Source organism: Flavobacterium sp., assembly GCF_965277525.1.
In the GTDB taxonomy this organism is placed as follows: domain Bacteria; phylum Bacteroidota; class Bacteroidia; order Flavobacteriales; family Flavobacteriaceae; genus Flavobacterium.
Map to the genome: position 1 here is coordinate 115,323 of NZ_CBDIDC010000014.1, position 22,300 is coordinate 137,622.

General features: G+C 32.2%; 21 protein-coding genes. 11 read left to right on the top strand and 10 right to left on the bottom strand.

Annotated elements, in window-relative coordinates:
* Window positions 1-28: 28 nt before the first annotated feature.
* The 4 genes from ACQY44_RS24630 to ACQY44_RS24645 all read left to right on the top strand — a co-directional run bounded on the left by ACQY44_RS24630 (window position 29) and on the right by ACQY44_RS24645 (window position 3,190).
* Window positions 29-628 (top strand): murein L,D-transpeptidase catalytic domain-containing protein, encoded by a 600-nt coding sequence (locus ACQY44_RS24630; RefSeq protein WP_428232922.1) that lies wholly within the window; start codon window positions 29-31, stop codon window positions 626-628.
* Window positions 629-671: 43 nt separating this feature from the next.
* Window positions 672-1,364 (top strand): (d)CMP kinase, encoded by a 693-nt coding sequence (gene cmk / locus ACQY44_RS24635; RefSeq protein WP_428232923.1) that lies wholly within the window; start codon window positions 672-674, stop codon window positions 1,362-1,364.
* A gap of 68 nt (window positions 1,365-1,432) precedes the next feature.
* Window positions 1,433-2,809: a nucleoside permease gene (locus ACQY44_RS24640; RefSeq protein WP_428232924.1), complete on the top strand. Its 1,377-nt coding sequence runs from the start codon at window positions 1,433-1,435 to the stop codon at window positions 2,807-2,809.
* Between the two features lie 219 nt (window positions 2,810-3,028).
* Complete coding sequence (locus tag ACQY44_RS24645; protein WP_428232925.1) at window positions 3,029-3,190, top strand: hypothetical protein; 162 nt, start codon at window positions 3,029-3,031, stop codon at window positions 3,188-3,190.
* 184 nt (window positions 3,191-3,374) lie between these two features.
* Here ACQY44_RS24645 and ACQY44_RS24650 read toward each other — a convergent pair whose 3' ends face one another.
* On the bottom strand, window positions 3,375-4,304 hold the full coding sequence (locus ACQY44_RS24650; protein WP_428232926.1) for a DUF6708 domain-containing protein: 930 nt from the start codon (window positions 4,302-4,304) through the stop codon (window positions 3,375-3,377).
* A 431-nt stretch (window positions 4,305-4,735) separates the two neighbouring features.
* Between ACQY44_RS24650 and rpsA the strand changes: the two genes are divergently transcribed.
* Together rpsA and ACQY44_RS24660 are read left to right on the top strand one after the other, a co-directional pair.
* Entirely contained in the window at window positions 4,736-6,514 is a 1,779-nt protein-coding gene (rpsA, locus tag ACQY44_RS24655; protein ID WP_428232927.1) for a 30S ribosomal protein S1, read from the top strand.
* Between the two features lie 127 nt (window positions 6,515-6,641).
* Window positions 6,642-8,765: a DUF7619 domain-containing protein gene (locus ACQY44_RS24660; protein ID WP_428232928.1), complete on the top strand. Its 2,124-nt coding sequence runs from the start codon at window positions 6,642-6,644 to the stop codon at window positions 8,763-8,765.
* 113 nt (window positions 8,766-8,878) lie between these two features.
* On the opposite strand, the gene ACQY44_RS24665 is transcribed toward ACQY44_RS24660, so the two are convergent.
* Together ACQY44_RS24665 and ACQY44_RS24670 are read right to left on the bottom strand one after the other, a co-directional pair.
* On the bottom strand, window positions 8,879-9,415 hold the full coding sequence (locus ACQY44_RS24665) for an ExbD/TolR family protein (RefSeq protein WP_428232929.1): 537 nt from the start codon (window positions 9,413-9,415) through the stop codon (window positions 8,879-8,881).
* Between the two features lie 100 nt (window positions 9,416-9,515).
* Entirely contained in the window at window positions 9,516-10,448 is a 933-nt protein-coding gene (locus tag ACQY44_RS24670; RefSeq protein ID WP_428232930.1) for a cation diffusion facilitator family transporter, read from the bottom strand.
* Window positions 10,449-10,661: 213 nt separating this feature from the next.
* Between ACQY44_RS24670 and ACQY44_RS24675 the strand changes: the two genes are divergently transcribed.
* Window positions 10,662-11,216 carry a fasciclin domain-containing protein gene (locus ACQY44_RS24675; protein ID WP_428232931.1) on the top strand — a complete coding sequence of 185 codons (555 nt, stop codon included), beginning with the start codon at window positions 10,662-10,664 and terminating at the stop codon, window positions 11,214-11,216.
* A 71-nt stretch (window positions 11,217-11,287) separates the two neighbouring features.
* On the opposite strand, the gene ACQY44_RS24680 is transcribed toward ACQY44_RS24675, so the two are convergent.
* The 7 genes from ACQY44_RS24680 to ACQY44_RS24710 all read right to left on the bottom strand — a co-directional run bounded on the left by ACQY44_RS24680 (window position 11,288) and on the right by ACQY44_RS24710 (window position 19,243).
* Complete coding sequence (locus tag ACQY44_RS24680; protein WP_428232932.1) at window positions 11,288-12,133, bottom strand: EamA family transporter; 846 nt, start codon at window positions 12,131-12,133, stop codon at window positions 11,288-11,290.
* 105 nt (window positions 12,134-12,238) lie between these two features.
* A complete protein-coding gene (locus ACQY44_RS24685; protein ID WP_428232933.1) occupies window positions 12,239-12,379 on the bottom strand; it encodes an SsrA-binding protein in 141 nt (46 codons plus the stop codon).
* Window positions 12,380-12,469: 90 nt separating this feature from the next.
* Window positions 12,470-13,840 (bottom strand): serine hydrolase, encoded by a 1,371-nt coding sequence (locus ACQY44_RS24690; RefSeq protein ID WP_428232934.1) that lies wholly within the window; start codon window positions 13,838-13,840, stop codon window positions 12,470-12,472.
* Window positions 13,841-13,944: 104 nt separating this feature from the next.
* Window positions 13,945-15,702: a M56 family metallopeptidase gene (locus ACQY44_RS24695; protein ID WP_428232935.1), complete on the bottom strand. Its 1,758-nt coding sequence runs from the start codon at window positions 15,700-15,702 to the stop codon at window positions 13,945-13,947.
* Between the two features lie 67 nt (window positions 15,703-15,769).
* A complete protein-coding gene (locus ACQY44_RS24700; RefSeq protein ID WP_428232936.1) occupies window positions 15,770-17,410 on the bottom strand; it encodes a M56 family metallopeptidase in 1,641 nt (546 codons plus the stop codon).
* Between the two features lie 6 nt (window positions 17,411-17,416).
* Window positions 17,417-17,785 (bottom strand): BlaI/MecI/CopY family transcriptional regulator, encoded by a 369-nt coding sequence (locus ACQY44_RS24705; RefSeq protein WP_428232937.1) that lies wholly within the window; start codon window positions 17,783-17,785, stop codon window positions 17,417-17,419.
* Window positions 17,786-18,025: 240 nt separating this feature from the next.
* Window positions 18,026-19,243, bottom strand: coding sequence for an MDR family MFS transporter (locus ACQY44_RS24710; RefSeq protein ID WP_428232938.1), 1,218 nt, complete (start codon window positions 19,241-19,243; stop codon window positions 18,026-18,028).
* A 97-nt stretch (window positions 19,244-19,340) separates the two neighbouring features.
* Here ACQY44_RS24710 and ACQY44_RS24715 point away from each other — a divergent pair, with 97 nt between their 5' ends.
* From ACQY44_RS24715 to ACQY44_RS24730, 4 genes are all read left to right on the top strand, one after another.
* On the top strand, window positions 19,341-19,940 hold the full coding sequence (locus tag ACQY44_RS24715; RefSeq protein WP_428232939.1) for a DUF1684 domain-containing protein: 600 nt from the start codon (window positions 19,341-19,343) through the stop codon (window positions 19,938-19,940).
* A complete protein-coding gene (locus ACQY44_RS24720) occupies window positions 19,940-20,599 on the top strand; it encodes a TatD family hydrolase (RefSeq protein ID WP_428232940.1) in 660 nt (219 codons plus the stop codon). Before ACQY44_RS24715 ends, ACQY44_RS24720 begins: the two co-directional genes overlap by 1 nt.
* 79 nt (window positions 20,600-20,678) lie before the next feature.
* Window positions 20,679-21,395, top strand: coding sequence for a tRNA threonylcarbamoyladenosine dehydratase (locus ACQY44_RS24725; RefSeq protein WP_428232941.1), 717 nt, complete (start codon window positions 20,679-20,681; stop codon window positions 21,393-21,395).
* 189 nt (window positions 21,396-21,584) lie between these two features.
* The gene (locus ACQY44_RS24730) at window positions 21,585-22,247 is read left to right on the top strand and encodes an HAD family hydrolase (protein WP_428232942.1); all 663 of its coding nucleotides are present in this window, start codon (window positions 21,585-21,587) and stop codon (window positions 22,245-22,247) included.
* Window positions 22,248-22,300: the final 53 nt, after the last annotated feature.

Consider the following 22,300-nt stretch of genomic DNA (forward strand, 5'->3'; position numbering starts at 1 on the left):
ATTATAAAGGGATTTTTTTTTAATATCTATGAAAAAGTTGTTTTTTGTAATGCTTTCTATTGTGTTAGCCATTATAGTTTATAAAGTTAGCACAAAAAGAAACAGTACTAATTACGAAGTAGTTAACAGAATTAATTCCCGTGTTAATGAAGTAAAAAAGATAGTTAATAGTAACTCCAGGTACAATAAGGATATCGCTTTTTTTATTGACATGAAAATACCGTCAGGGAAAAATAGGTTTTTTGTTTATGACTTAAAGGAAAATAAAATTATTGACAAAGGTATAGTTGCACATGGTTCGGGTTCTGAAACCGGGGTTAAAGGAAAGCTTAAATTCAGTAATGCTCCTAATTCGTTAAGCACCTCATTAGGAAAGTATTGTATTGGGAATCATTACAACGGTAAATTCGGAAAAGCTTATAAATTATACGGATTAGATAAAACCAATAGTAATGCATTTATTAGAGATATTGTTTTTCATCACTATTTTGCTGTTCCGTATAAAGAGAAAGATGGTTATATTTGCAACAGTTTTGGATGCCCGATGGTTAATAAAAAATATTTTGAAAGAATAGCCCGAATAATTGACAATTCGGAATCGGATATTATTATGAGTATCTATTACTAGCATGTAAATAAAGTTTAGGGATTAAGAATTAAAATATAAGAAATTGAAAAAAATTACTGTTGCTATTGATGGATTTTCATCAACAGGAAAAAGCACTTTAGCTAAACAATTAGCAAAAGAGCTAGGATATGTTTATGTAGATACCGGAGCAATGTACCGTGCAATCGCCTATTTTGCAATGCAAAATCAGCTCATCGAAACTGATTTTTTCAATAAAAAAGCCTTGATTGAGGCGTTGCCTAAAATTCAATTAGAATTTAAATTCAATGCTAATTTAGGTTTTTGTGAAATGTATCTGAATGGTGAAAACGTTGAAAAGCAAATCAGAACTATTGAAGTTTCTAATTTTGTAAGTAAAGTAGCAGAAGTTTCTGAGGTTCGTTCTAAATTAGTAGAGCAGCAACAGGAAATGGGAAAAAATAAAGGTATTGTTATGGATGGCAGAGATATAGGAACGGTTGTTTTTCCTCATGCTGAACTTAAAATTTTTATGACAGCCAGTGCAGAAACCCGAGCACAAAGGCGTTTTGATGAATTGCAACAAAAGGGCGATGATGTATCGTATGAAGACGTTTTAAAAAACGTCATGGAAAGAGATCATATAGACACACATCGTGAAGATTCTCCATTAGTGATTGCAGATGATGCAATTGAAATCGATAATTCGTACTTAAGTAGAGAAGAACAGTTCTCAGCTGTTTTGGAATTAATAAATGATGTTGTTAAAACAGTTTAATTTTTTGCAGATATCATTTTTAATGGTAGTTTTACCGCTTCATTTATTTAAAAAGACAATTTCATCATATGGGAATTAAAAACAGGTTGATTATAATGAGCTTTCTTCAATTTTTTGTTTGGGGAGCCTGGCTTATAACAATTGGAAATTATTGGTTTGGAACTAAAAATTGGGAGGGAACCCAATTTGGTCTTGTTTTTGGAACCATGGGAATTGCTTCCTTATTTATGCCCACACTTACCGGTATTATTGCAGATAGATGGATAAACGCAGAAAAATTGTATGGTTTTTTGCATATAATCTATGCATTAGTTTTGTTTGGGATCGCTCAGGTCACTACACCGGATAATTTTATATATGTAATGTTTGCCGCAATGTGTTGCTATATGCCAACGATTGCATTGAGTAATTCGATTTCGTATACTTCGCTAAAACTGAATAATAAAAATATTGTAAAAGATTTCCCGCCAATTCGGGTTTGGGGAACTATTGGGTTTATCGCAGCTATGTGGATTACCAATTTAAGCGGAAGTAAAGCAACTGAATACCAGTTTTATATTGCCGGGGTTGGTGCTTTGATTTTAGGAATATATGCTTTTTCATTGCCAAAATGCGAGCCGCAGCGTTTGACTAAAGAGGATGCTTCATTAGTTGAAACTTTAGGATTGGAAGCGTTTAAGTTATTTGGTAATTATAAAATGGCTTTGTTCTTTGTGTTTTCTATGTTTTTAGGAGGTGCATTACAATTGACAAACGCTTATGGAGATGTATTTCTGGATGAATTTAAGCATTTTCCTAAATATGCAGATTCTTTCGTAATTCAATATTCGACTATTATTATGTCGATCTCTCAGGTTTCTGAGACTTTGTTTATCCTGGCAATTCCGTTTTTCTTAAGACGTTTTGGAATCAAACAAGTAATGCTAATTAGTATGCTGGCATGGGTATTACGTTTCGGATTATTTGCTTTTGGAGATCCTGTTGGTGGTTTATGGATGATTATTTTATCCTGTATCGTTTACGGAATGGCCTTTGACTTCTTTAATATCTCAGGTTCGTTATTCGTAGAAAGTAATACTGACTCTAAAATACGTTCTTCAGCACAAGGTTTATTTATGATGATGACCAATGGAGTAGGAGCGGTCTTAGGAAGCTTAACCTCAGGTTGGGCTATTGATCGTTTTTTTACTAAATCATTTCATAACACCACTGAATTAGCTGGATTTTTACAAACCGATGCTTCAAATTCTAAAATGTTAGATTTTGTAAAAAGCCATGGTAATACAGTTTCTCCGGATGGTATTTTTGGTAGTGAAATTTTGATGAAAGACTGGCACAACATCTGGCTGTCATTTGCAGCGTATGCTTTGATTATCGCTATAGCTTTTGCTGTTTTATTCAAGCATAAACATGATCCTAAAGAAATAGAAAATTTAAGTCATTAAGACTTCTATATATTATATCCTAAAAACCCGTTTTCAATAAATTGAAAACGGTTTTTTTTTTTTTTTGCTTTATAGGTATATTTGATTATTCATCTTTAGTGTTTTAATATGTAAAATCAACAAAAATCACTTCCTCCGTTTAGAGTTGTTAGCTCAAAACCGATGGTGATCCTAAATTTTATTTTTGGCTTATTTTGGATGGTTTTTGCATTGTTTTTTATGGGAGGAATAATTTTTCTGGCAACAAATTCTCCTGAAGAAACAGGGCTGGACGAAATTGGCACTCCAGTTTTATTTTTTGTATTTATTATTGTTTTAGGAATAGCTCTATTACTGATCTATTCAAGAGAAAAAATGTCTACCAGTACCGACCGGAACTAATTCGGACTTTTTTATTAGGGGTAAAGCATTACCGACAAGATATTACTATAGACCCTATTAATTTACAGACAATTATATAGATCCGGAAAGTTTTGTAATTAATCATGGTCTGCGCAGACATCTTGAAATTATCGGAATATTATTTTTTGTGTTGATTTTATTGGTTGTATATTATTTTTTTTGATTATCTATATCCTTCAGGGTTTGAACCTGAATCTCCGATATAAGGATCACTTGGTTTAATTCTACATTCATCTTCGGTTTCTTTTGGCCATAAGGGTACTTTGCTTGTCCAGCGATAAATAAAACGCCCAAGGAAGGCTAATGCCAGAAATGGAGTTATTATGGTTTTAAACACAGGCATTGATTTGTATTCTGATATCAATGCCATCCAGCCCTGATGAATGGTTTCGTGTTTGTCTGCAATGGGGAGATAATATTCCAGGCCAGGGGCTTTAATAACTGCCGGAACACCTTTTTCCATATAACGGCGAATAAATTCCCAATATCTTAAACTGTCGCTTTCAGTAAATGAATCTGAGCCAATATTGAACTTTTCCTTAACTGTTTGAGAATCTTTCATGACCAACCCCCAAATATTATATTTGGTGTTCCTTGATACCGATGCCAGTACGATAAAATATACTTCATCCCACGGAACCTTTAAGACGGTATCGTCACCGCGAAATACATAGATCATGCGATTTTTGCGGTTAAAACGTATAGGATAATGTGTGTAACGAAACCATTCGCCAATTGTACGATAGAAAGCAATTGACCCGATAATAAACAGTAATGAAATAGCAATAATAGAGAAAGTTCCCCAAAGCATTTCAGATTCTTCATGGTGATCCCAAGTCGGATCGAGATACGTGGAAATTGTACTATATAGTAGAAAAATAATAACGAATGCAAAAAGACCAATGCTAAAAGCCCCACCCAAACTCAATACCCCTCGTTTTGTGTACATATAGTCTACTGTTTCTAAATAGGTAGAATTCATACGAATCGCTCTTCCGTAAGCATGTGGATTTTCAACAGCTCGATCCAGATGTAAACGATTATAGCACTCCTGATCTTTTAACTTACGTTCTTTTTTTACCGTTGTGAACATTATTGAAGGGAATAAATTGAGCTGAGATTTTTTTAAGAGACCTGCAAAATTAATTTATCCATTTTTGTAGTATTGCCTCAATAAGACATAAAAAGGTCTGGAAATAGTACAATAAGGCATAAGTGTTTTTAGTAGTATTTTTGCTGTTTTAAAAACTTTTGCTTAATCCTTTTCCTGGGGCTTTAGCCAGAAAAAATATAGGAGCGAAAGCAGGACTTCAGGTCTTGAAAACCCTTAAATTTCCTGCTTCTGAACAATAGGCTGATAATCATATAGAATTGTTTTGCTATTACAAATAAATGTATTAATTTTGCAAACCTTTTGGCAGAGAAGAGTTTCCATTAGGTATCAACTATTTATGTAAAACAACTTCTGTTTTTTCTATCGCTTTATGAAACTCAAGAAAAGCAGAATACAAATTTTTTATCAGCATGTCTGAACAATTAAAATCACAAGAAGAGTTTTTAGCAAATTTTAACTGGCATAACTTCGAAGAAGGTATCGATGCAGTAGATGAGAAAAACTTACAAGAATTCGAAGACTTAGTATCAAAAACTTTCATCGCTACAGATCAAGAAGAAGTAGTTGAAGGTGTAGTTGTTAGAATTACAGATAGAGACGTTATCGTTGATATCAATGCAAAATCGGAAGGTGTTATTTCTTTAAACGAATTCCGTTACAACCCAAACTTAAAAGTTGGTGACAAAGTAGAAGTATTAATCGACATCCGTGAGGACAAAACAGGTCAATTAGTATTATCTCACAGAAAAGCACGTACTATTAAATCATGGGATAGAGTTATTTCTGCAAACGAAACAGGAGAAATCGTTAATGGTTTTGTAAAATGCAGAACTAAAGGTGGTATGATCGTTGATGTTTTCGGAATTGAAGCTTTCTTACCTGGTTCTCAAATTGACGTTAAGCCAATTAGAGACTACGATGTATACGTAAACAAAATGATGGAATTCAAAGTGGTAAAAATTAACCACGAATTCAAAAACGTTGTTGTATCTCATAAAGCGCTTATCGAAGCTGATATCGAAGTACAGAAAAAAGAAATCATCGGTCAATTACAAAAAGGACAAGTATTAGAAGGTGTTGTTAAAAACATTACTTCTTATGGTGTGTTTATTGACTTAGGTGGTGTTGACGGATTAATTCACATTACTGACCTTTCTTGGAGCAGAATCAACCACCCAAGTGAAGTTCTTGAATTAGACCAAAAATTAAACGTTGTAATCCTTGATTTCGATGATGAGAAAACAAGAATTCAATTAGGACTGAAACAATTAAACGCTCACCCATGGGATGCTTTAGATGCTAACTTAAACATTGGTGATAAAGTAAAAGGTAAAGTAGTTGTAATCGCTGATTACGGTGCATTTATTGAAGTTGCTGAAGGTGTTGAAGGTTTAATCCACGTTTCTGAAATGTCATGGTCAACTCATTTACGTTCTGCACAGGATTTCGTAAAAGTTGGAGATGTTGTTGAGGCTGTTATCTTAACTTTAGATAGAGATGACCGTAAAATGTCATTAGGTATCAAACAATTGACTCAGGATCCATGGACTGACATTACTTCTAAATACCCAGTAGGTTCTAAACATACAGGTATCGTTAGAAACTTTACAAACTTTGGTATTTTCGTAGAATTAGAAGAAGGAATTGATGGATTAATTTACATCTCTGACTTGTCTTGGACTAAGAAAATCAAACACCCATCTGAATTTGTAAATGTTGGTGAAAAACTTGATGTAGTAGTATTAGAATTAGATGTTGAAGGACGTAAATTATCTTTAGGTCACAAACAAACTACTGCTAATCCTTGGGATCAGTATGAAGATTCTTTCGCTGTAGGAACTATCCACAATGGTGAAATTTCTGAAATCGTTGACAAAGGAGCTACTGTAGAATTCGGAGATGATATCGTTGCTTTCATTCCTACTCGTCACCTTGAAAAAGAAGACGGAAAGAAATTGAAAAAAGGTGATACTGCTGATTTCAAAGTAATCGAATTCAACAAAGAATTCAAAAGAGTAGTTGCTTCTCACACTGCTATCTTCCGTGAAGAAGAAGAGAAAAATGTGAAATCTGCAACTGAAAATACTTCATCTAACTCTTCTACAAATGCACCAGCTGCAACTTTAGGAGATAACAATGATGTATTAGCTGCATTGAAAGCTAAAATGGAAAAAACTGAGAAAAAATAATTTCTAAGTTTCCTCTAAATAGAAAGTCCCACAGCAATGTGGGACTTTTTTTTGTCTTATGCATTTAATTTTAACAAATAAAGTTGTGTTATAGTCTTAAAAAGTTATTTTTGTTAAAATTTTATATATGAAAAAACTCTACTTTTTAGTTCTGCTTATGGCTTTGTTTTTTTTTAATGTTTTGAGTGCGCAAGTTATTAATTTTCCTGATGCTAAATTAAAAGCAAAACTTTTAACTGCAGCTGCCGGAAATACTGTACCGGTTGCATCTATACAATATGTTAATCAAGGATATCCGACTTATTATAATAAGATTGATACAAATAATGATGGTGAAATTCAAATTAGTGAAGCATTATTAATTAAATCATTAAATATTTCTAATGCAAATATTACTGATTTAACAGGTTTATCATATTTTAGTAATTTGCATACACTTTTTTGCCATAGTAATAAAATATCAAATTTATCTGAACTTAACTCAATTCCAAGTTTAGTGCAATTTCAAATGAATTACAATACTGGTTTAAATCAAATTGATTTATCTAATTTAATTAATTTAAAAACACTTACTTGTATATCTGATAATTTAACCCTGCTAAATGTTTCTAACAATGTAAGTTTAGAAAGTATTTCTTGTCAAGATAATAAACTTACTTCGTTAGATGTATCAAATTGCCCCAATTTAAATTGGTTAGTATCTTTTTATAATCAGTTAGAATTTTTAAATATTAAAAATGGCAACACCAAAAATTGGTCAAATTTATCTATTCATAATGGTGAACGATATTTAAGATATATATGTTCAGATGAAGAAGATGTATCGTTGGTTCAAAATAAGACTTCAAATTTACCAAATTGTCATGTAAATACTTATTGTAGTTTTACACCTGGAGGTACGTTTTATACTATTGAAGGTAACCAAAAATTAGATTTTTTAAATGACGGTTGTGATAGTGATAATAATTTAATTCCATATTTCAAATACTTATTAAATGATGGTGATTCTACTCAAATACTATTTGCAAACAATTTTGGATCCTATTATATTCCTGTGCAAGCTGGAGAATACACGCTAACACCACTACTGGAAAATCCAACCTATTTTTCTATAACTCCTCAAAATATTACAGTTAATTTTCCAACACAAACTAGTCCGTTTATTCAAAATTTCTGTGTTTCTACTTTTGACAAACATGATGTTGAAGTAATAGTTGTTCCTATTAATTCTGCCAGACCAGGCTTTGAGTCTAATTATAAAATCATTTATAAAAACAAAGGAAACAGAATAGAAAACGGGACAATTAATTTACAATTTAAAGATGCAGTTTTGGAATTGGTTGTTGCTAGTCCCATAGTTTCGACTCAAACTGAAGGTAACTTATCCTGGATTTTTTCTAATTTAAAACCATTTGAAACTAGAGAAATTACTTTTACATTAGATGTAAATTCGCCGATGGAGATACCTGCGGTAAACAACGGTGATATATTAAAATTTGTAACAACAATAGTATCACAAAGCACAGACGAAACTCCAATTGATAATACATTCACTTTAAACCAAACAGTTGTAGGTTCTTACGATCCTAATGATAAAACTTGTTTAGAAGGTTCTGTTATTACTCCAAGTTTAATTGGCGAATATGTTCATTATATGATTCGTTTTGAAAATACTGGAAATTATCCAGCTCAAAATATTGTTGTAAAAGATATGATTGATTTGTCAAAATTCGATATTTCTACCTTAATTCCAACCAGTTCAAGTCACTCATTTGTAACTAAAATTTCAGGAGAAAATAAAGTAGAATTTATTTTTGAAAACATATATCTTCCTTTTGATGATGCCAATAATGATGGTTATATTGCTTTTAAAATTAAAACAAAGCCAACGCTTGTTGTTGGAGATTCATTCACAAACGAAGCTAATATCTATTTTGATTATAATTTTCCGATACTTACCAATAAAGCAACATCAAAATTTGAAGTCACTTTAGGTACTAAGGATTTTGAATTCTCTAATTATTTTACTTTGTATCCAAATCCGGCTAAAGATGTTTTAAATATTAGTACTATACAAAGTATAGAAATACAATCATTAGCAATTTATGATATTTTAGGACAATTGGTTATTGCGGTACCAAATGCAAAATCGGTTTCTAATATTGATGTTTCGAAGCTTAAAACGGGCAATTATTTTATAAAAGTAAAATCAGATTTAGGAAATTCAAGTATGAAATTTATTAAGCAATAAAAGTTTTTATATATAAAAAGTCCCACAGCAATGTGGGACTTTTTTTGTTTCGGGATTTTCTTGTTTTGTTGTCTTTTCATATAGCCCGTGGTTTCAACCATGGGATAACGAAATTATTTAGCGGCAAGTAATTTCGATTCTTCGGGACTAAACTCATTGACAATAGCGTAAGTATCAATTTTCGCGATAGTCATTTCGTCTAAAATATCTATTAAATTTTTATAATTACATTCTTTACTGGGTTTTATAATGACAATAATTCCGTTACCTGGCTTACCTACATTTGCTGAATATTGAAGCATAGACTTATTTCTAGCAAACAATTCCTGACGAATACCATTTTTGCCATAATTTATCTCTTTTGGAGGAACTAATGGAATTTCTAAAATACCTAGGTAAGAGACTAATCTATTGTCGCTTCCTAACAAAATAGTCATAACTCTTCTTTCTGTTCCGCAACCTGAATAAGCCCTAATACAAGTCCATTCATTATCAGGCAAACTTAAATCCGCCACTTTAGGTTTCGCCAACTCAATTGTCACCATAAAAAAGATGATCAATAAAAAAGAAACACTCACCATTGCGGTTAAATCAACTCTTGTACTTAGCTTTTTACTTCTTACTTTTCTATCATTTGTATTTGATGTCATAACGAATGTCTTTTAGATGAATTAAGAATATAATTGCATTACTTTATGCTAAAATGTTAAATAAATATAAAAAATAAAAAATAGCTATGGTTGAAAAATTCTAAATTGTTTTCCATTCCTGAAAATCTGGTTCAATATAAAGCCATTTTACATCTGGACGTTTTGTACGTAGTTTATCTTCAAAAGCATTGATTAACAAACTAATACTTTGAGTAGTGAGATCAGGAACAATTTTTATTTTGATACAAACTAAAACTTCTCCGGGACCTTGCTGAACAGTTCTGCAGTTTAAAACTTCGGCGATTTTATTTTCTGCTTTAGCAATCTCCTGTATAATTTCTAAGATTTCAGGATCGGCACTTTCTCCAATCAATAATGATTTTACTTCACTTGCCAGAAAGATCGCAACAGCAATCAACACGATTCCGATGCAAAGAGAACCGATGGCATCATAACGGCTGTCGCCTGTATAATGTGATACCAACAGCGCAATTAAGGCCAAAAACAACCCCAAAACAGCTGCTGCATTTTCCCCAAAAATAATGATCAAATCGCTGTCTTTTGTAACGTGCAGGTAGCGAAAAAAGGAAATTAATTTTTTACGTTTTCGAATTTCTATAATGTTAGATATCATGGCATAACCTTCCATTACAATAGAAAAAAGAATAATTCCAATCGCCCAGCCAATATTATGAACGGGTTCGGGATTGTTATACTTGTGTACGCCTTCATAAACGGAAAACATTCCCCCAATAGAAAACAGCAGCATAGCCACCATAAACGACCAGAAATAAACGGATTTTCCATATCCAAACGGATGTTCTGAATCGGCATCTTTTTTGGCTTGTTTTACACCAAGCAGAAGCAAAAGCTGATTGGCGCAATCTGCTGTAGAGTGAATTGTTTCAGCCAGCATTGCACCGGATCCGGTCATAAATGCCGCAAATCCTTTTGATACGGCGATGGCCACATTTACCAATAAACTTTGAATTATATGTTTTGTTCCTTGATCGGCTTGGTTTTGATTTTCCATTAAAATTGAATTTTATACTTAAAATTAGTGATAATAAAAAGACTAAAGTCATTCTGATTTTAAAAATAATCAAAAATAATTTTAAGGATTAAAGCCTTGTTTTACAGACTTATTTGAGGATCTTTTATCTTTTTTTAATCTTTTTTACATATTTAGTAAAACCAAAACAATTATTACTCCGTAAATGAGCTTATAACTTAAAAATATTTAATCATGAAAACTAGAAAATTTTTAGCCGTAGCAATCTTAGCATTAGGATTTGGATTTACATCATTTGCACAAAAAACCGTAATGGTTGGTGGAGCCGCAATGTACCCAAACAAAAATATTATTGAAAATGCCGTAAATTCAAAAGACCATACTACATTAGTAGCTGCTGTAAAAGCTGCCGGGTTAGTTGAAACTTTAGAAGGTAAAGGCCCATTTACCGTTTTTGCCCCTACAAATGAAGCGTTTGCTAAATTACCTGCCGGAACTGTTGAAACATTATTGAAACCTGAAAACAAAAAAATGTTGCAAACAATCCTGACTTATCATGTTGTTGCTGGTAAATTAAATTCATCAGATATTGCTAAAGCTATTAAAGCCGGAAAAGGAAAAGCAACTTTTAAAACTGTTAGCGGAGGTACTTTAACCGCCTGGATGAAAGGAAAAGATTTATACATCAGCGACGAAAGCGGTAATAAAGCTAAAGTTACTATTGCAGATGTAAATCAGTCTAATGGTGTAATTCATGTAGTTGATACAGTATTATTGCCAAAGAAATAATAGCAATATAATTTTACAAAAAAAGTCCTGTATTTACAGGACTTTTTTTGTTTAATCAATTTTATAAAAAATTATCTCTTAGCAGTTAAAGTTGATCCGACAGAAGCAATAACAACACAAACCACAGCCAAAATCTCATAAAAATTCAGGTGTTCCTGTAAAAATACAAAAGCACAAATAGAAGCTGCCGCAGGTTCTAAACTCATTAAAATACTAAAAGTTCGGGGAGGGAGTTCACCCAGGGCTTTCATCTCAAGAGTAAACGGAATAGCACTTGACAATAGCGCCAATGCGATACCCATCCCTAAAAGTTTAGGAGTAAGATTTGCTAAGCCATTTTCGTAAAAACCAAAAGGCAGAATTAAAATTGCTGCAAACAACATTCCGGTTGATACGGCCTGACCGCCATTCATGATTTGAGAAATCTTTCCACCTAAAACAATATAAGCTGCCCAAAGCCCTCCAGCCAAAAGAGCAAATAAAATCCCCAGTGCATTTACATTGTTATTTGTCCAGGGAGCGATTAAGGTGATTCCGATAGCAGCTAGTATCACCCAGCAATAATCAACTAAACGTCTAGAACCAATAATAGCCACTACTAATGGCCCAATAAATTCAAGTGTCACAGCTAACCCAATAGGTATTCTTTCTATCGCTAAATAAAAAATCAAATTCATAGCACCTAATGATAAACCATAAGGCACAACTATTTTCCATTGTTCAGGTGTTATTGCTTTTAGGTTTGGCCTGTAAGCTATTAATAAAATTATTGCCGAAACACCAATTCGTATCGAAGCCGTTCCTGCAGCTCCAATGGCAGGAAACAAGCTTTTAGCGATCGCTGCTCCGCATTGTACACTAATAATAGCCAGAAGTACCGCATAAATAGGCGGTATATTGAATTCTTTATTTTTCATGAGAAATTTGAAATGAAATCATAAGAAATGATTAGGAAAGAAACATTTCTTATTTTTTTAAGCGTTGTTGAAATGAAAGTCAACTATTTATAAAGAAACTTTAAATTATTCTAAAGCACGTTTTGTAACAAACGCACGATAACCAATAATAGCCATTTGCCATTTTTTTGCTTTCGAAATATCCAAACCTTGCCTTGTAAAACTTGGTAAAAGAAATTTATTTATTTTAGCTAAAATTTTATACATGGCAGATTAATTTTTACCAAAGATATAAAAAAAAGACTTTGCGATTAGGGAAAGTCTTTTTTGAATTAGAAGTTATTACCGGAGATTGATTTACGACTTTTTAGTTAAAGCCTTTTCTATTTTTTCAAGCATTTCTTTTGCATTAGAATTATCCGGTTTGAGTTCTAATGATTTTTTATAATTTTCTTTTGAAATTTCGAGCTGATTGTTTCTAAAATGACCATCAGCCAGACTGTCAAATGCATTTGCGGATTTTGGATTTTCAATTGCATTTAATTCCAAAACTTCGATACCATCCTTTAGTCTTCCGTAATCCATCAAAGTATAACCAATAACATTTAATCGATATTCAAAATCCCAATCTGGACGGCTCTTTTTTACATCCAAATAATTTTGTTTTGCTTTTGTGATTTCGAGTTTCAAAAAGTCTTGATTTATTTTCTCGCCAGCAAGATAGTAATCGTCTGTTAATGCTTTATCTATAATGGCAGCAACATGATTTATTACTTGACTCTGAACATACAAACCAGAATATTTATGTCCATTTGATAAAAATATAATTGTTAATTTGTTATCGGGAAATTTTCTAAAAGCAGTTTCATTTCCACCTGTAAAGCCATAAGAAAGAATTTTATTTACAGGAACAATTTCCCAACCGTAAGCAAAGCGATCTGTTTTGTTGGCAAACGGGAATGGTTCCCACATCGCATATTTAGTTTCTTTTTTGATATAAAAATCATTATCCAGATTTTGATTCCAGAGAATAAAGTTTTGTAATGTGATATTTAAACCATTGGCAGAATGTGCATCTAATCCGAAATTCGAAGTGTTTTTTATATATTTTTTAGTTTCAGTACTATAATTGTATCTCGGCGCACTATTAGGGACAGTCTCTCCAAAATTTGACGAAAAATAAGCACCTGATTTTATAGACGGAAATTGATTTTGTAAAATGTAATCTTCAAAAGTCTGACCCGTTATTTTCTCAATGATTTTAGTCAGAAATAAATAATTGGTTTGATTATAATTGTACTCATTTCCAGTTACGAACTCCATTGGTTTTTGCGAGAGTATTGTTATTTTTTGATCGAATGGCAATGTAATCGGAATATCTGGAAACATTATAATATTAGGTAGACCGGAAGAATGCGATAATAGATTTTTAACTTTAATTCCCTGCCATTCATTAGGCAGATTATCAAGATATTTAGAAACAGGGTCTTCTAATGACAATTTACCTTTCTCTATTAGCTGAAAAATCCCAACATTTGTTATTAGTTTTGTTGTGGAGAAAACTTTAAAAGCAGTGTTTTTATCCACTGCTTTATTTTCCTCCAGAGAAGCTTTTCCGAAATATTTTTCATAAATAATTTTTCCATCTTTAATGACCGCTAAGGCGACTCCGGGAATTTCATTTATTTTGATTACTTCTTCGATGTAATTATCAATTTTCTGTTCCATTAATTTTTTGTCATTTTTTTGACTAAACGACAAATTACATATAAATACGAATGACGCGACTAAGAAATATTTTTTCATCTATGAGGTTTATAATGCATTTAAAATTAAGACTTTCTGCAATCTCTCTCCATTCTCTTCAGTTCTCTTTCATGAAGCTTCATATCTTTCTCCTGCTGTTTCATATCTTTTTCATGTTGTTTCATATTTATTTCATACTGCCTCATATTCAGCTGATATTCTTTGGAGTCTTTACCATACTTTTGCTCCATGTCGGCATTAAATTTCTCCATCGCAAGTTCATATTTTGCCATCTCTTTCTCGTATACAACTTCTCTTTGTGACATAATTTCTTCTATCTGTTTCTCATAGGCTGACATATCCGGTTGAAAAGCCTCCCTCTTTTTTTCAAATTCCGCGATTTCCTTTTCAAACTTGGCCATTGCCACTTTATCTTTATGATTTGCTGGTGCTACAGGAGGCTTTGGCATTTTAGACATATCAGCATTAGGCGCCTGTGGCATCGGACCAGAAGGAAATACTGGAAGAGTTGGTGGTGTAGGAGGGGCCACAGGTACTGTACGAACATCAGGATTATTTGTTTCACTTACTTCTATAACGCGATTTGCCACAACCATTGGTTTATCAACGTCACCATCTGTAAATAAATTGATCTTTTTAGAACCATTATCTTCAGTTGAAACGACAATACCACAATTTTCAATAGCTTTATCTCCTTCAATATGAAAACTTTGTACTTGTCCAGCGCTTTTTTTAATATCAACTTTAATAGCGATCAATTCATTCGCTGAATTTCTTTTTACCTCAGATACAGCAATATCAATATTGTGATTTTTCTTTAATTTTTCAGCTATTTCTTTTAATTCCTGATCTGTTGTCGTTTTTTTGATTTTGTAAACATCAATTTGATCTTCTTTTTCGACAACTTCTTTACGTTCTTTTGTTTCTTTTTGCTGAGCTATTGTATTAATTTGAAACAATAGCACAAAAGCAATAAGTGCCGGAATTACAGCGTAATATTTCCAATAATTTCGTTTTTTTGATTGATTTTTGCTTAACATGACAATTCGTTTTTTGATTAATGATTGATAAAAATGATTGGTGATGGCAACACAACTTTCATGTGTTGTTATTTTTAAAAGCGTGTATTGATAGGCTTTTTTGTCTGATATTTTTTTGGCAGCTTCATTATCTGCAATAAATTCAAGGTTTTGCAGGATCGCTTTTTTATACAGCCACATGATTGGATTAAACCAGAATAATACACAAAATACCCTTGAGATTAAGACATCTACAGTATGATACTGATCACTATGCACTTTTTCGTGTTCGATAATATTTTCTAATTCTGAGTCCGTAAACATTGATGAGTTGTAAACGATATATTCAAAATAAGAAAAAGGAGCAATATTTTCTTTAATGTCAACAAATTTAAAATCAGCCTGTTGTTGTATTTCTTTGCCTTTTAAAACGGAATTCAGACTATAGAAATCAATAGCAAATTTTATGAGTAAGATTAAAAAACCGATAGTATAAATAGCGAGAAGTACGTAATTCCAATTAATATCAAAAGACTCTTTTTCGATAATATGGCGCAAAGAAACCTGAGAATTGTTTAGCGGGGAAATCGCATTTGTATTTAAAACATTAACAGGTGCCGGATCAATCCAAACTACTTTAGTATAAACTATAAAAGGCAAAACCACTGAAGTAACTAAACCGGCTAATAAAAACCATCTGTTACTATTAAAGAAGGTTTCTTTGTGCAATAAAAGATAATAAGCACAATAAAACAATACTAACAATGCGCTCGATTTTGCAATAAAAATAAAAAGTGCTTCCATAAAATTCGGATTATTTCTTCTTCTTTAATTAATCAGTTTTTTCATAACTCTAGTTTTGCCCAATGAATTATTTTCTGGTTTCAATTATAATAACACCATTTTTTCCTTGCTCGCCATACTTTACAATTGCGTCAATTCCTTTATAAACATCCATGCTTTTTATATTTAGTTCCTGAAGATCATCAGTTGTTATTTTGTCATTGACAACAACACCATCTACAATTACTAATTGTTCTAAATTTTTCTGAGATCCTGATTTTTTAGAAGATATCTCAACTATCGTTCCTGCTTTAGCATTATCATTCACACTTACAGTAACAGAACTATCGACATTTGTACTTACATCAGTATTGACATTAGTTGTACCAGTGTTTGCACTAACATTTTCATTAGTATTAGAATTAGATTTAACATTGTTATCAGAATTAGAATTGGTTTTTGTAGTAATTGAATTAGTGTTCTTACTTGTAGTTATGACTGTTTTTAGCTTTTTGTGAGTTGCATTCTTTTGATTTTCATCCGTCCCATTACCTGTTTGAAAACCAACTTCTTTGCCACCGTCTTTGTCTGTTGTAACGACTATCCCGAAATCTTTGATGGTTTGATGTCCTCCTGTCTGAATTGATTGTGTTTCCTGATTGCCGTTTTTGATATTAATTTTAATTGATATAAGATCGCTTTCGGTATTTCTTTTTATGTCAGAAGCTTCAAAGTCAATATTATGAATTGTTTTTAATCTCTCTTTGATTTCTTTTAATTCAGTGTCTGTAGAATTCTTTTTGATTTTGTAAAGATCAACAGATTTAATTTTATCTGAAAATTCTTTTGCTGCCAATACTTTATCTTTTGCAATTACTTCCACCTGAAATAAAAACATAAAGACTACAAGTGCTGGAATTACGGCATAAAACTTCCAGTAATTTCTCTTTTTTGATTGGTTTTTGTTTAACATAATGATTCGTTTTTTGATTAATGATTGATAAAAATGATTGCTAATGGCAACACAATTTTCATGTGTTGTTATTTTTAAAAGCGTGTATTGATAGGCTTTTTTATCTGATATTTTTTGTGAAGCTTTATGGTCTGCAATAAATTCAAGATTTTGCAAAACGGCTTTTTTGAACAACCAGATAATTGGGTTGAACCAAAACAAAACACAGAATAATCTTACTATTAAAACGTCTGCCGTGTGATTTTGTTCGCTATGCACTTTTTCATGCTCAATAATACTTTCTAATTCTGACTTGGTATAGAATGATGAATTGTATACGATATAATCAAAGTAACAGAAAGGAGCAATGTTGTCCCTGGTATCTATAAACTTAAAGTCAGCTTTTTGTTGTATTTTCTTTCCTCTTAAAACAGCATTTAAACTTTTAAAATCCATTAGAAATTTAAACACAAAAAACAGAAGGCCAATGTTGTAAACCGCTAGTGTTATAAAACTCCAATTGATTTTAAAGGAGTCTTCTAGTGGTTGATTGACAGTAAGTTGAGAAAGACCGAAATCCTCCATTGGCGCAGGAGTTATCCAGATAGTCTTAGTGTAAACTATAAAAGGTAAAATTATTGAAGTAAATAAACCAGCCAATAAAAACCATCTGTTGCTATCAAAGAATGTCTCTTTTCGCAATAGAAAATAATAAGCACAATAAAACAAAACTATTAGTCCACTGGATTTTGCGATAAATACGAAAAGTGCTTCCATAGATGATTATTTTTCTTCTTTTGGATTTTCAATCATAGCTAAAATTTCACGTAATTCTGCCGCGGAAATTTTTTCTTCTTTAGCAAAAAAAGAAACCATATTTTTATAAGAACTATTAAAATAGTTTTCAATTGCAGTATTCATATACTTCTTACTGTAGGTCTCTAAAGTAATTACAGGATAATACTGGTGCGTGTTTCCAAATGCATTGTGACCAACAAAACCTTTCTCTTCAAGGTTTCGTATAATAGTCGATAATGTATTATAATGTGGCTGATCTTCAGTTATCTCTGCCTGAACTTCTTTTACGAATGCTTTTTTTAGCCTCCATAAAATGTGCATAATTTCCTCTTCTTTGTTTGTTAGCTTTTGCATGTTTTGTAATTTTAATTCAAACCTACAACTATTTTTTTAGTTACACAACTATAAAAATAGTTATTTAACTAAAAAACACGTTTGAATTACTTTTAAGGCGCAGAAAATCCATTCTTAACTGTTTAATTTAAAGGTTGAAATGATGATAAAAAAAAATTTACCGCAAAGTTCGCAAAGCTATAGTTGATATAGCTTTGCGAACTTTGCGGTAAAATTTAGAAAGTAATTTAAATTTAGTATTTAAGAGATTTTTTCCCGTAGCAATGCTTTCTTAATCCAGAAGCAACAAAGCGTTGCCATAACCCCAATAATAGCCATAAAGAACCAATTGATTTGATAACCGAATCGGGAAATAATTTCGAATCCAACTTTTGAACTTACGATATGAGCCAGGCTAAAACTCATCGTATAAAGCGCCATATAACGACCTTCCTGACCTTTTGGTGCCCGGCTTAAAGCAAAAGCATTAGAGAACGGAAAGGTTAAAATCTCGCCAATCGAAATGCAAACCATACTAATCACCAGTATTCCGGCCCAAACATTTATTAGCAATAAAAAGAAACTGGAAGCCATTATAAAGGATCCCAGAATAATAATTCTTATTTTAGGAAAACCTTTTCTCTCCATAAAACCAACCGTTGGCATTTCCAAAGCAAAGATTAAAAGTCCGTTTAAAGTCATTAATAAACCCGTTTGAAATTCGGTCAGGCCAAACTTCTCATTATGATATAAAGGTAAAGTTGTAAAAAGCTGAAAGAAAATCATAGCGGTTACAAAACTCACAAATAAGAAAACCCAAAAGATTTTATCATGAAAAACAGATTTAGTATTTAGAGCACTCTCTTTTTTATCGTCATGAACAACTTTTTTCTTTTCCTTAACTAATAAAGCAAAAATCGAAATCGAAACAATACAGGATGCGCCATCAATCCAGAACAAACCTGAATAACCAATTCCCATAATAATCAAACCACCTAAAGCCGGTCCGGCAGCAAAGCCAAGATTTACTGCCAAACGCACCAAGGTCAAGGCTCTTGTTCTGTTTTCGGGTTTGGCATAAGCGCCCAACGAAACAAACATAGCCGGACGAAACATATCAGCAATAACCATTAAGAAAAACATCGCCATGCATAATGCCCAAAAAGAAGTAACGTATTGTATGAAGAAAAGGGAGACCCCACTGGTGAACAAACTAAAAATCATGATTTTATAAAAACCAATTTTATCAGATAATTTTCCGCCCAGCCAGGAACCTAACATTGAACCCAGACCAAATGCCACCATAATCCAGCCCACTTGGTTATAAGTAAACTGAAGATCTTCTTTTAAATATTTTGACAAAAAAGGAAGTACCATGGTACCGGCACGATTAATAAAAGTAACTATAGCAAGTATCCAAATTTCTCTTGAGAATCCTTTAAAATTATTGATGTAGTGACGAAAAGCGGTTTTGAGCATTATAAATAAGTTATTTGCAACAAAGTTAGGAAACTTTGTACGGATGAGCGGTTGCTGCTTTGTTACTTTTAAACTATTTTTGCTCAAAATTTCCAAGATGAAAAATATTATTGCTTTTTTAGTATTGCTAATCGTTAATTTCTGTTTCAGTCAAAATAAATTTGATCAAAAAGAAACTGAAAAATTTCAAAAGACAATTAATAGTGAATATGCTGATGCTAAGACTAGTCCTTTAATGGAAGAAGATTTAAAAACATTTAAAAGTTTAGATTTTTATCCTATAAATGCTGAATATTTTGTGGTTGCCAAATTTGAAAAAGCAAAAAATGAAAAGGTTTTTGAGATGAAAACAACCGGAACAAGAACTCCAAAATACATTAAGTACGGAACATTATATTTTACTTTGGACGGTGTTGCTTTAAAATTGAATGTATATCGAAATATTGAACTTTCAAAAACAGCGGAATATAAAGATCATTTATTTTTACCTTTCTCCGATTTGACTTCTGGTAAAGAAAGTTATATAGGGGGAAGATACATCGACTTAAAAATTCCGAAGGGAAATACTATTGCAATTGATTTTAATCAGGCTTACAATCCGTATTGCGCTTATAACCATAAATACTCTTGTCCGCTTGTTCCTTTAGAAAATGACTTGAATGTAGCAATTAAAGCAGGGGTAAAAACATTTCATTAATGGAATTCTTTAATTTTCATACCCATCAATTTACGAATCAATCCAATATTTTGGAAATGGTCAATCAATATCCGCAAGAATTTGATGCTTCACTTCCGTATTATTCTATTGGAATTCATCCGTGGTATATTCAGGAAGACAGAATTGATGAAGATTTGAAAATCATAGAAGATAAATTACAAACCAAAAGTTGTTTAGCAATTGGAGAATGTGGTTTAGACAAACGAATTGAAATTCCTTTAGCACTACAAATCATAGTTTTTGAAAAACAATTGGCTTTGGCCGAAAAATACAAAAAACCAGTGGTTATACATTGTGTTGCCGCTTATCAGGAAGTAATTGCCATTAAGAAGAAGATGAAAGTTACGGTCCCGATGGTAATTCACGGTTTTTCAAAAAATAGTCAAATTGCGCATCAGCTCATTACGGCAGGATTTTACATTTCGTTTGGAAAATATTTACTAAGAAATCCAGATTTAAAAACCGTCTTTGAGAACGTTCCAAACAATAGATTCTTTCTCGAAACTGATACAATCGAAGAAGGAATTGAGGAGGTTTACAGCAAAGCATCTGATTATAAGAATATAGCAATGAAGGAATTACAAGGGATTATTTCAAGTAATTTTGAAGTATTATTTAAGGATAAAAGTAATAAGTAAAAGAAAAAAGTAAGAATTGGAACTTCAAACCTGAAACCTGAAACAAAATTTTAAAACAAACAAAAATAATAAAGAAGATATGGCAGAGTGGACAGAAAGAGCCGAGCTTTTATTTACAAAAGAAGGATTACAAAACCTGCAAAACTCTAATGTTTTGGTAGTAGGTTTAGGAGGAGTTGGATCATTTGCAGCTGAGTTTTTGGCGAGAGCAGGAGTAGGGAACATGACCATTGTAGATGGCGATGTAGTAGACATTACAAATATTAACAGACAATTACCTGCTTTGCACTCTACTGTTGGACAGCCAAAAATTACCATAGTAGGAGATCGATTAATGGATATTAATCCGGAATTGAAGCTTACGCGTGTACAGGAATTTTTATCTCCGGAAAGAGCTTTTGAGATTGTTTCTGCTGATTTTGATTATGTTTTGGATTGTATTGACAGTATAACTCCAAAGTTAAATTTAATCATTGGAGCAAAACGTAAAAGAGTAAAAATCATTAGCAGCATGGGCGCTGGTGGAAAAATGCTGGCTTCTAAAGTAAAAGTGACAGACATCTCTAAAACCATAAACTGTTACTTTTCGAAAGCAATCAGAAAGCGCTTAAAAGCAGAAAAAATAAACAAATTAAAGGTAGTTTTTTCCTCAGAAATCCAGGACGAAAAAAGCTTAAAACTAACTGACGGGAAAAATTTCAAAAAATCATTTTACGGAACAAACAGTTATATGCCGGGATTATTTGGCCTGCATGCTGCTGAAACCGTGATTAGACATTTGCTGAAGAAGGAATAGACAGATTGACTAAGATGCTAAGGACCGAAGTTGCTAAGTTTGCAACTAAAAATAATTCCTGAACAACTTTACCAAAGTTAAGTCAGGCAGAAAAACCGAAACAAAAGCTTAGCGACTTAGAATCTTACAACTTTATCAGCTAAAAAACTTAGAGCATTAGCAACTCAGAATCTTACTAACTTAAAAAGAATGATAAAAACAGTAATTTTTGATATGGATGGTGTAATTGTAGACACTGAACCAGTTCACCGTTATGCTTATTACAAACAATTTTCAGAATTAGATATTACAGTAACCGAAGAAATGTACACTTCGTTTACCGGATTTTCGACCCGTAATACATTTCAGACCTTAAAGGGATTTTTTCCAACGATAGAACACGAAGTAGAAGATTTGATACAAAGAAAAAGAAGTATTTTTAATGATGCCTTCGATACCAAAGAAGATTTGTATTTATTGGAAGGAGTAGAAGATTTAATTAAGGATTTATACGCTAACGGAATACAATTAATTTTAGCGTCGTCAGCTTCAAAAGTGACCATTGATCGTGTTTTTACAAGATTCAATTTGCATCAGTATTTTACTGACATCGTTAGTGGTGAAGATTTTCCGCAATCAAAACCTAATCCGGCCATTTTTTTACACGCCGCTTCATTGTCGATTGCTCCAAAAGAGAATTGTATTATCATTGAAGACAGTACTAATGGTGTAAAGGCGGCAAAAGCAGCAGGGATCTTTTGTATAGGATACAACAGTCTTCATTCTAAGATGCAGGATTTATCAGAAGCGGATTTGATTATCAATCATTTTAGCGAATTAAACGCTCAAAAAATATCACAGTTAAAGGGCTGAATTATAGAAAATTTAACATTTGTTCGCTAATTGAATTTGTAAATTTGAACAAA